Consider the following 13,200-nt stretch of genomic DNA (forward strand, 5'->3'; position numbering starts at 1 on the left):
GGATGGCGCGGGCGGAAGCTCGCCGACGCATCGATCCGCCCGGTCGGCCATTCGATCAGGACCTGCGGTGATCCAGCCACTCTCGAAGAGCGTCGGCAGCTTTCGATTGCCAGTCCGGCCCTGTCGCGCGAAGGGCATTGGCGAGGTCCTGGTCGACACTCAGGCTGATCTCTTCGCGAGCGGGGACGGTCGCGGTGGCGTAGGTTTGCGTGAGGGTTCCCCTCGCGGGACGGATGATCTTGTCGCCGATGGCGTATTCCGCGCGGTCGAGTTGCTCCTCGGTCAGTTCAATTCCGTCATCCGGGTCGAACCAGTCTTGGTCGGACTTTTCGGGCTTCCCGTTCATGGCAGTGCCTCATCGAAATTACGTGGCGCGCCGGTGGCCGCGGTGTCCAGACGATCATGACGAGACGGTTCTCGAACAGGCCATAGGTTTGAAACCGCGTTTCTCCGTAGTCGCGCCTGTCGTCTGCAATCGTCAATGTCGGGCCTTCGAAGATCAGTGCCGCATCTTCGAAGTCCAGTCCTCGTGCGTTCAAAGTTGTCGACCGCTTCGCGGCATCATACGAGACTTTCATTGGTGCCGTTTGCCGGGTCAGTTTCGGCATTCAGCGTAGTCACGGCTCTCTCCTTCGGCAATAGCTTGCCCAGCCAGCGCCCCAGCACCCGCTCCAGGTCGTCCATGAGCGTATAGATCACCGGCACGTAGACGAGCGACAGAAGCGTCGAGGAGACGAGGCCGCCGATCACGGCGATCGCCATCGGCGCCCGGGTCTCTGCGTCGGCGCCCAGGCCGAGCGCCAGCGGCGCCATGCCGGCGGCCATGGCGATCGAGGTCATGACGATCGGCCGGGCGCGCTTTTTCGCCGCGTCCATCAGGGCGCCGTACCGGTCCTGGCCGCCGCGGCGCGCGACGATGGCGTATTCGACGAGGAGGATCGAGTTCTTCGCCGCGATGCCCATCAAGAGGAGGACGCCGATCAGGACCGAGATCGCCACCGCCGAATCCGTCAGCCACAGGAAGCCGAAGGCGCCGCCGATCGACAGGGGCAGGGCCGTCAGGATGGTGACCGGCTGCAGGAAGGAATTGAACAGCAGCGCCAGCGTCGCGAACATCAGGAGGACGCCGGTCGCCATCGCCATCACGAAGCCGGAAAACATCTCGTTCATCCGCTTGGTGTCGCCCTGGGCCTTTTCGTAGATGCCGTCCGGCAGGGTCTTCATGGCGGGGAGGGCGGCGATCGCCTGTTGCGCCTCGCCCAGCGTCAGGCCGGAGAGTTCCGCCTCGACGCTGGCGGTGCGGTCGCCGCCGTAATGGGTGATCGTCGTCGGCCCGGCGCCGAACTCGAAGCTGGCGATGGCCCCGAGCGGCACCGTGCCGGAGGTGCCGGCGATCTTCAGCGCCTCGATCCGGGTAAGATCGCCCCTGGCGTCGTCGGTCAGGGTCGGCACGATATAGACCTGCCGGTCGCCGAGGCTGTATTTGGCGAGCGCCGCGTCGTTGGCGCCGATGGTGGCGACAGACAGCAGCCTGGCGACGTCGCTGGCGGTGATGCCGAGTTCGGCCATGCGCTGCTTGTCCGGCTTGACGACGAGTTCGGGCTTGGCCGCCGCCGCGTCCGAGATCGGGTTGAGAAGGCCCGGCACCGCGCGCATCTCGGCGGCGAGTTGGTTGGCGGTCTCGGAGAGCTTCTCGCTATCCGCCCCGGCAAGCGTGATCTTGACCTTCGAGCCCGACTGGTTGTCGGCGCCGAACTGGATCCTGGCGCCGGCAATGCCGTCGAAGACGTCGGCGAGACGCTTCTCGAATTCCTGCTGGGAGACGTCCCGCTGATCGCGGGCGACGAGATTGGCGGTCACCGTCGCCGAATTGACGCTCGCCGTGGTGCTTCGCTGCGGGCCGCCGCCGCCTTCGGATGCCGTGCCGATCGAGGCGAAGACGCTTGCGACCTCCGGCTGCTTTTGCAGGATTTCGCCGACCTGTCGCACCACCGCATCGGTATCGTCCAGCGTCGAGCCGGGAACGAGTTCGACCGAGACGAGGGAGCGGCCGCGATCGGAGGCCGGCATGAACTCGGTCGGAAGGCCGACCGCGACATAAACGGAGCCGGCGAAGAAGGCGATGCCGAGAAGCGCTGTCAGCCAGCGGAACCGCAGGGCATGGCGCAACACGGCAAGATAGGCCGGCACCCAGCGCGGCGCGTCGTCTTCGGAGTGGCCGCTTCCGGCCTTGACCAGATAGGCGCCCATCAGCGGCGTCAAAAGCCGGGCGACGATCAGCGAAAAGAGCACCGAGACGCAGACGGCGATGGCGAAGGAGACGAAGAGCTGGCCCGGAATGCCGGGCATGAAGGCAACGGGCACGAACACGGCGATGATCGTCGCCGTCGTCGCGACGACCGCAAGGCCGATCTCGTCGGCCGCCTCGATCGCCGCCTGATAGGCGCTCTTGCCGCTTTCGCGCATGTGCCGGACGATGTTCTCGATCTCGACGATGGCATCGTCGACGAGGATGCCGACGACCAGCGAGAGGGCGAGCAGCGTGATGTTGTTGAGCGACAGATCGAGCCACTCCATCACGAAGAAGGTCGGGACCAGCGACATCGGCAGGGCCGTCGCGGCGACGAGTGTGGCGCGCAGATCGCGCAGGAACAGGAATACCACGGCGACCGCAAGCAGCGCACCGAGCCACAGCGCCTCGATCGCCGCGTCGTAGCTCTCCTGGACAAAGTCCGAGGAGGAGGTGACCTCGGAAAAGCTCACCGCGGCGTTCTTCGCGCCGATCGTCTTCACGGCTTCTCGCACCGCCTCGGTGACGCCGATCTGGCTCGAACCCTTGGCGCTGTAGACCTGGAAGGCGACGACTTCCTTGCCGTCCAGCCGGGCCCGGTTGCGCGGGTCTTCCCAGCCGTCGACGATCTCGCCGAGATCGGCGAGCCGGACGGACTTGCCGGAGCCGATGGCGATCGGCGTGTCGGCGAGTTCGGCGATCGAGCCGGCGCTGCCGAGGGTGCGCACCGACTGCTCGGTGCCGCCGATGATCGTGCGCCCGCCGGCCTGATTGAGGTTCTGGGCGGCGAGCGCCGTCGTCACCGCGCCGACGGTGGTGCCGTAGGAGTCAATCCGGGTCGGATCGAGCTTGACCAGGATCGCCCGGTTGACGCCGCCCGAGCGCTCGATCTTCGAGACGCCCTCGACGCCGAGGAGCGACTTGGAGAGGGCGTCGTCGACATACCAGGACAATTCGTCCGGGCTCATGCCGGGCGCATCGACGACATAGGTGAGGATGGCGTTGTCGCCGACGTTGACCCGCGAGACGATCGGCGTTTCCGCAGCGTCGGGCAGCTGGCTCTGGATGCCGTCGATGGCGTTCTGGACGTCGTCCGTCGCCTCGATCAGGTTGGTGCCGAGCTGGAACTCGATCGCGGTGACCGAGGCCCCCTCGCTGATCGTCGAGGTGACGCTTTCGACGTTGGCGATCGACGCGACGGCGTTTTCGACGAGGTCGGTGACCTGGGTCTCGATCTCCGTCGGCGAGGCGCCGGTCTGGGTGATCGTCACCCGGACCATCGGAAAGTCGATGTCCGGCATGTTGTTGATGCGCAGCTGCGTGAAGCCCCACATGCCGGCGATCGCCAGCGCCAGGAACAGCACGATGGTCGGCAGCGGGTGGCGGATCGCCCAGGCGGAGATGTTGCTCACTGGGACTCTCCTTCCGTCGCTGCCTGCTCGGTGACGAGCCGCACCTTGTTGCCGTCCTGGAGGAAGCCGGCGCCGCTGGTCACCACCCGGTCGCCGGGGGCGAGATCGCCGGCGACCGCGACGCGGCCCTCGCTGCGCAGGCCGACCTCGACCGGCACCGCGGCGACGGTGTCGTCGGCGCCGACGCGGAAGACCGCCGTCTTGCCCTCCTGCCAGGTGAGCGCCTTATCGGCGACCGTCAGGCTCTCGGCGCCACCCATCGAAATCTCGGCGGTGACGAACATGCCGGCCTTCAGCCCCGTCCCTTCCGGCAGCGGGATCACGGCGAGGGCGAGATGGGTGTCGATGTCGACGACTTCGTCGATCGAGGCCAGCTTGGCGTCGATCCGGCTCCCATCGGGCGCGGTGACGACCGCTTCGCTCCCCGGCTGGAGGGTGGAGACGGTATGTTCGGGCAGGTCGATCCGCGCCTCCAGCGCGCCATTCTCCTGAATGCGGGCGATCTCGGTGGAGGCCTGGACGATGATGCCGGGAACCGCCGGCCGCGCCGAGACGATGCCGGCGAAAGGCGCACGGATTTCGGTGCGCCGAAGCTGGACTTCGAGGGTCTTGCGGGCGGCTTGGGTCTGGGCGAGGGCGGCGCGGGCCGTGGCGACAGTGGTGGCGTTCTGCTCGGCGGTCTCACGTGAGACGGTGCCCGACTCGACGAGGCGCTGGCTGCGCTCGCTGGTCGAGACGGCATTGGCGAGCGTTGCCTCGGCGCTGTCGATCGCCGCGTCCTGCTCGGCCAGCTGGGCCTTGAGGAGGGCATCGTCGAGCCGCGCGATCACCTGCCCCTCTTCGACACGATCGCCCTGCTTCACCATAACGTCGGTGAGACGCAGGCCGCTCGCTTCCGATCCGACGATGACCTCGCGATGAGCCATGACGACGCCGTTGCCGACGATCGTCCGGCCGAGGGTGTCGCGGCGCACGGTGTCCGTGGTGACGGTAAGGTTCGCCGGCTGGCTCTGCGGGCTCGTGATCACAGCAGGGGTGCTGGCCGCGGCCTCCCGCTCGCCGTTCTTCCGGGAAAAGTCGATCGAGCCGGCCAGCACGACGAGGCCCGCCAGGATCACGACGGACAAAAGGCTCCATCTGCTCGCAAGGAATCTCATCGGCGCACATACTCGTCGGCATCTTCGGGACACCACCGAAGATAGATGTTCGGGCCCGCTGCTTCCATGCGCGGCCGGTATCGATGTGTAACGAAGGGTGTCAGCCGGGCCTCGAGGGACGGCGAGGAGAGGCTGTGCCGGCGGCGGATCGTCGGCGAAGGACCGATCCAGCGAGGCACCCGTAGCGGGCGCCTCTCAGAACAGCGTGCCCTGGCCCTCGACAACGGGCTTCGTCCGCGGCTTGCGCGGTTTCGCCGGGGCGGGCCTGGGGCCGGGCTGCTCGGTGCCGCCGGGCCCGAGATCGCCGGAGGCTGGCCCGGCGGAGCGGGGCGAGGGGGACGCCTCGCCGTCGGTGACCACCGCCCCGCGCCTCTGGCGTCCGGCGAATTCCAGCGTCACCGCCATGCCGGCGGAGAGTTCGTCCGCCCGCGTCAAGGCATGCTCCGCCTCGTCGCGGACGATTGCGTAGCCGCGCTCCAGGACGTTCAGCGGCGACAGGCTGGAGGCGAGCCGCCAGGCGGTCTCGACCCGCTGGCGCCGGCGGGCCCGCTCCTGCGCCTCGGTCCGTTCCAGCCGCTCCGACAGCTGGACGAGCGACAGTCGTGCCGCCTCGCTGCGGGCCCGCAGCGTGTGCGGCTTCAGGTCCGCTGCCACCCGGTCGAACCGCCGCCGCGCCGCATCGAGCCGCACCCGCATGCCGTGGTCGGCATGGACGGCGTGGTGGCGCAGCGTCGCCCGCTTGTCCCGGAGCGCGGCGTCGAGCGTCGCGGGGACGAGCCGCGCCGAGGCGCCGGCGAACAGCCGCCGCTTTTCGCCGACGGCATGGCGGAGATTGCCGCCGAGCCCCGTCGTCGCCTCGTCGAGCCGTCTGCGGGGCTGTTCGAGCAGCGCGTCGATGCCCGGCATCGCCCTGGCGAGGGCGGCAAGGCCCTTCTTTTCCTGGTCGAGCCGGCGGGACACCGCCCCCGACAGCCGCGCATTGTGGCTGGCGATCTGCGCCAGCAGTTCCGCGCGCACCGGCACGGCCATCTCCGCGGCGCCCGTCGGCGTCGGCGCCCGGACGTCGGCGGCGTGGTCGATCAGCGTCCAGTCGGTCTCGTGGCCGACCGCCGAGATCAGCGGGATCGCCGATCCTGCCGCCGCCCGCACCACCGCCTCGTCGTTGAAGCCCCAGAGGTCTTCGAGGCTGCCGCCGCCGCGCGCGACGATGACGACGTCGGGCCGCGGGATCTTGCCGCCGGCCTCGATGGCGTTGAAGCCTTCGATCGCTGCCGAGACCTCCGCCCCGCTCGTCTCGCCCTGCACCCGGACCGGCCAGACCAGCACATGCACCGGAAAGCGGTCGGAGATGCGGTGGACGATGTCGCGGATGACGGCGCCGGTCGGCGAAGTGACGACGCCGATGACCCGCGGCAGGAAGGGCAGTCGGCGCTTACGCTCGCTCGCGAACAGCCCTTCGGCTTCCAGTTTCAGCCGCCGCTCGTTGAGGAGCGCCATCAGGGCGCCGGCGCCAGCCGGCTCGATCGCCTCGATCACCACCTGGTATTTCGACGAGTTTGGATAGGTGGTCAGCCGCCCCGTAGCGATGACCTCGAGGCCTTCCTCCGGCTTGAAGGCGAGCTTGGCAAAGCTCGTGCGCCAGATCACCGCGTCGATCCGTGCCTTGTCGTCCTTCAGGGTGAAATAGGCGTGCCCCGAAGAATGCGGCCCGCGATAGCCGGAGACCTCGCCGCGGATGCGCACATGGCCGAAGGTCTCCTCGACGGTGCGCTTCAGCGCGCCGGAGATTTCCGACACCGTATATTCGGCGACGTTGCTCTGCGGGATCGATTCGGACACGAGGCTCATGGGCCCCAGTGTGGGGCGAGGCCGTGCGGCGGGCAAGTCTCGGCAAGCGCAAAGCCACGGCATCGAGGTTGCGGAAAGGGATCACGGCCTCGCGTTTTGCCCGCCGCCACCGAGATCGTTAGGAGGGTAACGAGGTCCGCGGAGATGGACCCCGGGAGGATAAGCCATGCCGCCAAAACGTCTGCCGATCGTGGCCGCCGCCACCTTCGTTCTCGCGGCCTTGATGCCAATGCCGCTCTTCGCGCAAGGCATGTTGAGCGGGCTCGACATGACCTCGCCGCGGATGACGAAGGCCGAGATGAGCCGGACCGAGGTCGAGGCGCTGATCGCAGCGGCCGGCCAGGGCAAGCCGATCGATTTGTCCCGCAAGGCGCTCAACGGTCTCGATCTTTCCGGCCTGAATCTCGCCGGCGCCGATCTGACGGCAGCCACGGTGAACGGCACCGATTTCTCCGGTGCGGATCTTTCCGGCGCCAAGCTCGATCAGGTCTGGGGGCTGAAGGCCGACTTCACCGACGCCGATCTTGCCGGCGCAAATCTCTTCCAGGCGCAATTGATGGACGCGAACTTCAGCGGCGCGAATCTGTCGAAGACGCGCCTCGTCGCCGATCTCTCACGCGCCAGTCTGGTCGGCGCGAATCTTAAGGGCGCCGACCTTTCCGCCGACATGCGCAACCAGTCGATGGGTATGATGCGCGGCACCCTCAATTCGGCCGACCTGACCGGGGCCGATCTTTCCGGCGCCAACCTGTCGCGGGCGGCGGCGGAATTCGCCGATTTCTCCGGCGCAAATCTCCAGGGCGTCGACCTGCGGCGCGCCGAACTCGCCGGAGCGAAATTCGACGGTGCCAATGGCGAAGGCGCCGATTTCACCGACGCCGATCTTCGCTCGGCGGCGCTGGGCGGTCTCCTCGGTGCCTCGAAGAACCTTCGAACCGGCACGAAATAGCGGGTCGGCCGCCAGCGCCGTCGGCCCGCCACGCCCATACCTCGGTGGCCTTCCTACTCCGCGGCAATGCCCGCCCGGACGGGCCTCGGCCGCTGCGGGCGCACCAGCCGGGTATCGGGAAGGTGCGAGGGCTTGGCCGTCATCTCCGACGGCGGCAGGTTCGCGAGGCTGTCGCGGATGTGATCGACGAGGGCGGAGACCACCGGGCTTTCCGCGTTGCGCGCCCGAATGACGCCGATTTCGTTGTCCTGCAGCAGCGGAAAGCCTTCCGCCTCGCCGAGCACCCGCATGCCGGGCCGCAAGGCGCATTCCGGCAGGACGCCGACGGCGAGCCCGGCGAGCACCGCCGAGGCGACGATCTGCGCCGACCAGGACGAGAACAGCACCTTGTAGCGCCGCCCCGAGTCGTCGAGCGCCTTCAGCCCCTCGGCGCGCCAACAGCAGTTCGGCCGGCCGAGCGCCAGCGGCAGCACCTCTTCCTCGTGCACGTCGTGGGCCGCCGAGGTCATGAAATGCAGAGGCTCGCGCCGGACGATTTCCGGCACTACCTGGCTGATCGCGCAATCTGCGACGAGGGCGACGTCGAGCCGGCCCTTGTCGACATGATCGGCGAGATTGGACGACGGCTCGCAGGCGATCTGCAGTTCGACCAGGGGATTGGAGCGGGTGAAGCGGGCGAGGATCTCCGGCAGGAAGCGCTCGGCGTAATCGTCCGGCAGGCCGATCCGCACATGGCCCTGCATCGCCTGCTGATCGAAGGCCGACAGGGTTTCCTGGCTGAGGGTCAGCATCCGCCGCGCATAGGCGAGGAGGCGGGAGCCCGCATCGGTGAGCAGAATGGATCGGCCGTTGCGTTCGAACAGCGAGGTGCCGAGCCGCTCCTCGAGCCGGCGGATCTGCATCGACACGGCGGACTGGGTCTTGAAGACGTCCTCGGCCGCCTTGGTGAAGCTGCCGGTGTCGACGATGGCGACGAAGGTACGGAGCTGGTCGAGATCGAGCGGAGAGACCATTAGGGTCACCTATGAACGAAACTGATCTCACACATTACGAACATTCGTTGGTGTGATCAATGTCACAGACGTAAGGTGATCAAGTCAGGAACAATTCGGGGGTCGCTGCTGCCCATCGCATCACGCGATGGGAAGAGCGGCCCCGCTTTTTCCCGACGATGGCTGCGAAAGGAGATCAAGCCATGACGATCACTGCGAGACAGACGACCACCCATCCCGCCGCCGGACGCCTCGTGGCCGGTACCCGCGTCTTCGCCACCGCCGCCCGCGCGATCGTCAAAACCATGATCAACCGCCGGCGGGTCCATCGGCTCGCCGACATGCCGGACTATGTGCTGAAGGACATCGGCATCCGGCGCGACGACATTTCCGTCGCCCTTGGCGCCGAGTGGCGCGAGGATCCGAGCTACAAGCTGGCGCTCATCGCGGCGCAGCGGCGCCGCGGCACCCTGGAAGGCTGACCCCCCGAAGCCCGGCGGCAATCCGCCCCGCCGGCCATCGATGCCCTTCCATGCGGCCGGCCATTCCCCCTGGCCGGCCGCAACCGTTTGCGGCGCTGCTGGAAGGTGTCCGGCCGGCCTCTTGCAGCCAGCGGCAGGCTCGGAAGCGACCGACTCAAGCCTCGGTCTCGGCCGCTTCCTCATTCTCGTCTTCCGGCCGGGTCAGCCGCGTGAACAACAGCTTGTCGATGCGGCGCCCGTCGAGATCGACGACCTCGATCTCGAAATCGGCATATTGAATCCGCTCGCCGATCTCCGGAATATGTCCGAACTGGTCGAGCACCAGGCCCGCGACGGTCTCGTATTCGCGCTCGACCGGAAAGGAGAGCTCCTCGATCTTCAGCGCCAGCCGGTCGACCGCCATCGAGCCGTCGACCAGCCAGGACCCGTCCTTGCGCAGGAACGCTTCGGGCACCTCGTCCTCGTTGCCCTCGGGCAGCGAGCCGGCGATGGCGGCCAGAATGTCCTGCGGCGTCGCGATGCCTTCGAAAGAGCCGTACTCGTCGAGGACGATCGCCATGTGCACCCCATGGGCGCGAAACCGTTCGAGCAGCTTCAGAATCGGCATGCTTTCATTGACGTAGAGCGGCTGGCGCATGATTTCGCCGAGTGCGACCTTGCCGCTGACATGCTGCTGTTCGAGGATGTCCTTGGTCTGGACGATACCGACGACCGCATCCTCGTCGGTATCGAGCACCGGATAGCGCGAGTGGCCGGTCTTCACCATTTCGCCCATCGATTCCTCGGCCGGGTCGCCGGCGTCGAGCCAGTCGACGTCGGGGCGCGGGACCATGATCGAGCGGACGTTGCGGTCGGCGATCGAGATCACGCCTTCCAACATCTCGCGCTCTTTCTCCTTGAAGACGCCGGTCTCGGTTCCCTCGGCGATCATCGCCCGGACGTCCTCTTCCGTCACCTTGTCGCTCTCGTCCTCGGTCAGGCCGAAGATGGCGGTCAAAGTTCGCGTCGAGATTTCGAGAAGGGCGACCAGTGGCCGGCCTATCATCGCCACCAGCCGCATCGTCGGCGCGACGAAGCAGGCCACGGCCTCCGGCCGCGACAGGGCGAAGCGCTTCGGCGCCAGTTCGCCGACGACCAGCGAGAAATAGGTGATGACGACGACGACGAGGACGAAGGCGAGATCGTCCGCGACCGGGCCGACGACCGGCCAGTCGACCATGACCTCGGCCAGCGGACCGGCGAAGACCGACCCGCCGAAGGCGCCGGCGAAAATGCCGACGAGGGTGATGCCGATCTGCACCGAGGAGAGGAAGGTGGTGGGATTCTGGGCCAGCTTCAGTGCCGCCTTCGCGCCGTGCCGGCGCTTTCGCGACATCTGTTCGAGCCGGCTCTTTCGCGCCGAAACGATCGCGAGTTCCGACATCGCGAAGAAGCCGTTGAGGACGATCAGGGCGAAGACGATGGCGGCGTTGACGAAGAGCAAGGGTAATCCTGAACTAACGGGGTCGCCCAAGCGGTATTGGCTTTCGCCGGTTTCCGAGGGACGCAAAGAAGCGGATATATAGGCGCGCTGCGGCAGGCGACAGAGGGCATCGCAGCGAGTGCTACGGGACCGGTGATGCTTCGCGCACCGGCATGCCTGCTTGCCGGGCCGGCCGGTCTCGCCGCCCAAGGGCAACCGCGACGACCTCGCCGCAGTTCCTTCAGTCGGTCGTGGCAAGACAAGATGATTGAAAAAATATATGGTTAATTTTTTCAACTTTAGAATTTGAGACGATTGTTCGCGATGAATGGACTTGCCCAGAGTAATGTTGCGAATTTAATACAGGAGTTCTGCGAAAAATATCGTAGGGTTATCCTGGTGGTTCATCAAAGTGCCAATCAAACTTGATGACGTTGAATGCCCTGCGAGCTGGCAGTGCTTTGGGTGTCGGCCCGTGACGGTTTCACGCGAAGGCCTGATGTATTCATCACCGGGTTACATGAGTAAATGCGCCTAAGAAGAATTAAGATCAGCTGGAGAGAAATGAGGATTCAGCAAATGAGACGGATGCTATTTGCAACCATAATCGGTTGTTCTGCCGCCTCGGCCGCCAACGCTGCCGATGTCGTATCCTACGAACCCGCGCCCCCGGTTGCTCCGGTGGCGAGCGTCTACGACTGGTCGGGCCTTTATATCGGCGCGCAAGGCGGGTGGGGCTGGGGCGACTCCAATGTCGACGACAATGGACTTTCCAGCCTCGACACCACCTTCGACATCGACGGCGGCTTTCTCGGCGGCGTGGTCGGCGCTCAGTGGCAGTATGGTTCGGTGGTCCTCGGCGTCGAGGGCGAAATGAACTGGTCCGACATTAGCGGAACCGACGAAGTCCAACCCGGAAACGTCATCGGCACCGACATCAACTGGTTCGGCTCGGCCAATGCCAAGCTCGGCTATGCATGGGACAGGGTCCTGCTCTACGGCACGGGCGGTATCGCCTTCGCCAATATCGATACGAGCCAGGACGCTCTCGGTACTTCTTTCTCGGAGGACGAGAACCACGTCGGGTGGACCGTCGGCGCAGGCCTCGACTACGCAGTGACCGATGCGATCATCGTCGGTGCGCAGTACCGCTACTACGACTTCGGCGAATCCGATTACCTGTCGCGAAACGCGACCTTTACGGACCGCGATCAGGACGTCGACCTGCACACCGTGTCGGCCCACGTCAGCTACAAATTCTGACGCAATAGCCTTTCGACCCAAGTCCTGGATGGACCGTTGGAAATAAAAATGGCCGGAGCTTCTGGGCTCCGGCCGTTTCCTTTCGAGAGGGTCGGGAAATGATCCTCGAGTAAGCTTTCCCACGTCCGCAGGGTATCAGCCGTCTTTCGTCTCCACTTTGCCGGCCGCAAGCGGGGAAAAAATCGCCATCATCCGCCGCGCATAGTCCCTATGGTAGGCCAGTGCCGCTTCCGCAATGGTTTCGTCCACGGCGGCCGGCGATGCGTCACCCTCGGCTTTCGAAGCGGAAGCGGGTGTCGAGTGAACGTTGCCGGCGGGCGCCGCGTTCGCCGATGGACCGCCGGCCGATGGAGACGTTCCGGGCGCAAAACCGCGGGCAAACTCCTCCATCAAGGTGGGATAGAGCGAGAAGAACGCCTTGCCGGCTTGCTCGTCGGGCTTGCCCGCCGCCGGCTTGGGGGGCTTGGCCTTGGGCGCCGTTTCGGGCGGAAGCCAGGGCACCGTGCCGGTGAGCGCGTCGGAAAAGAGCCGGGCGAGATAATCCGAACCGGGCAGTTGCGGCGGCGCGCGGCGGGATGCTTCGCTCGACGGCCGGCCCATCGCTTCGACGGCGTTGGCGCTACGCCTCAGCATCTCGGCCATCGCGCCAGGATAGTCGCCCTCGGCGAGTTCCTTCGGTTGGCCACGGGTCAGATTGGCCATCATCATCCGCAGCATCGTGCCGATGGTCATGACCGACACGTTGCGGATCATCATTTCGACCGTGTCCGGCGCGACGCCGCTCGCCACCGACACGTGGCGCGCCACGCTTGAGACGAGATCCTTCGAACCGAACAGCGCGTTGGACAGATCGCGGCCGAGCGGACTGTTGGTCGCACCGACCGACAGATCAGAAGCCTCGCTCTTGACGAAGGGTTGGTAGTGACGGGAGATCTCGCTCCAGGCGCCCGGTACGATCATCGCCCGCTGCAGGGCCAGCGCGAAGGCCGGGGCGAGCGCCGTCATCGTCTTGCGCAGCTCTTCGTGACTGAGCTTGAAGGTGTCGGCGAGCCGGTCGGCCGCGACGCCCGAGTCGCTCGCCGTCAGCCAGTCGAAAAAGTCCGTCATGGTCGGCCCTGCCGGCTGGATGCCCATCCACTCGACGGTTCGATGCTATCGCATCTCCGCCGAAAGCAAAATCAGTGCGTGACTGATCGCGGAAGAATAGGGCGGTCGGCGGGAATGCGTAGTGAGAAAGGGGCGATTTCACGCCGGAATGCGATTTCGCCGGCGATAGGCTCCCTGGCGGCGAAGCTCCCTCGGAGCGGCGGAGGCCGTCCGATGCCCGGCGGACCGGGGAGGCGGC

At 66.4% G+C, this 13,200-nt stretch carries 11 protein-coding genes; 3 read left to right on the forward strand and 8 right to left on the reverse strand.

Annotation, left to right across the window (positions count from 1 at the left end; all coding sequences use genetic code 11):
• Positions 1-55: 55 nt before the first annotated feature.
• The 5 genes from GTK09_RS05700 to xseA form a co-directional block, all read right to left on the reverse strand.
• On the reverse strand, positions 56-346 hold the full coding sequence (locus GTK09_RS05700) for a BrnA antitoxin family protein (RefSeq protein ID WP_163461783.1): 291 nt from the start codon (positions 344-346) through the stop codon (positions 56-58).
• A complete protein-coding gene (locus GTK09_RS05705) occupies positions 297-608 on the reverse strand; it encodes a BrnT family toxin (RefSeq protein ID WP_312869653.1) in 312 nt (103 codons plus the stop codon). The genes GTK09_RS05700 and GTK09_RS05705 overlap by 50 nt, the downstream gene beginning before the upstream one ends.
• On the reverse strand, positions 562-3,702 hold the full coding sequence (locus GTK09_RS05710) for an efflux RND transporter permease subunit (protein WP_163461787.1): 3,141 nt from the start codon (positions 3,700-3,702) through the stop codon (positions 562-564). Before GTK09_RS05710 ends, GTK09_RS05705 begins: the two co-directional genes overlap by 47 nt.
• On the reverse strand, positions 3,699-4,820 hold the full coding sequence (locus GTK09_RS05715) for an efflux RND transporter periplasmic adaptor subunit (protein WP_312869672.1): 1,122 nt from the start codon (positions 4,818-4,820) through the stop codon (positions 3,699-3,701). Before GTK09_RS05715 ends, GTK09_RS05710 begins: the two co-directional genes overlap by 4 nt.
• Positions 4,821-5,054: 234 nt before the next feature.
• Positions 5,055-6,707 carry an exodeoxyribonuclease VII large subunit gene (gene xseA / locus GTK09_RS05720; RefSeq protein ID WP_163461790.1) on the reverse strand — a complete coding sequence of 551 codons (1,653 nt, stop codon included), beginning with the start codon at positions 6,705-6,707 and terminating at the stop codon, positions 5,055-5,057.
• Positions 6,708-6,873: 166 nt separating this feature from the next.
• Between xseA and GTK09_RS05725 the strand changes: the two genes are divergently transcribed.
• A complete protein-coding gene (locus tag GTK09_RS05725) occupies positions 6,874-7,656 on the forward strand; it encodes a pentapeptide repeat-containing protein (RefSeq protein ID WP_163461791.1) in 783 nt (260 codons plus the stop codon).
• A 53-nt stretch (positions 7,657-7,709) separates the two neighbouring features.
• Here the strand turns inward: GTK09_RS05725 and GTK09_RS05730 are convergent, their stop codons facing one another.
• A complete protein-coding gene (locus GTK09_RS05730) occupies positions 7,710-8,669 on the reverse strand; it encodes a LysR family transcriptional regulator (RefSeq protein WP_163461792.1) in 960 nt (319 codons plus the stop codon).
• A gap of 182 nt (positions 8,670-8,851) precedes the next feature.
• Between GTK09_RS05730 and GTK09_RS05735 the strand changes: the two genes are divergently transcribed.
• Positions 8,852-9,130: a YjiS-like domain-containing protein gene (locus GTK09_RS05735; protein WP_163461793.1), complete on the forward strand. Its 279-nt coding sequence runs from the start codon at positions 8,852-8,854 to the stop codon at positions 9,128-9,130.
• 154 nt (positions 9,131-9,284) lie between these two features.
• Here GTK09_RS05735 and GTK09_RS05740 read toward each other — a convergent pair whose 3' ends face one another.
• Entirely contained in the window at positions 9,285-10,613 is a 1,329-nt protein-coding gene (locus tag GTK09_RS05740; protein WP_163461794.1) for a hemolysin family protein, read from the reverse strand.
• A 558-nt stretch (positions 10,614-11,171) separates the two neighbouring features.
• On the opposite strand from GTK09_RS05740, the gene GTK09_RS05745 reads away from it, so the two are divergent.
• On the forward strand, positions 11,172-11,855 hold the full coding sequence (locus GTK09_RS05745) for an outer membrane protein (protein WP_163461795.1): 684 nt from the start codon (positions 11,172-11,174) through the stop codon (positions 11,853-11,855).
• Positions 11,856-11,990: 135 nt separating this feature from the next.
• Here GTK09_RS05745 and GTK09_RS05750 read toward each other — a convergent pair whose 3' ends face one another.
• On the reverse strand, positions 11,991-12,962 hold the full coding sequence (locus GTK09_RS05750) for a hypothetical protein (protein ID WP_163461796.1): 972 nt from the start codon (positions 12,960-12,962) through the stop codon (positions 11,991-11,993).
• Positions 12,963-13,200: the final 238 nt, after the last annotated feature.

Source organism: Jiella pacifica (assembly GCF_010500815.1).
GTDB lineage: Bacteria > Pseudomonadota > Alphaproteobacteria > Rhizobiales > Rhizobiaceae > Jiella > Jiella pacifica.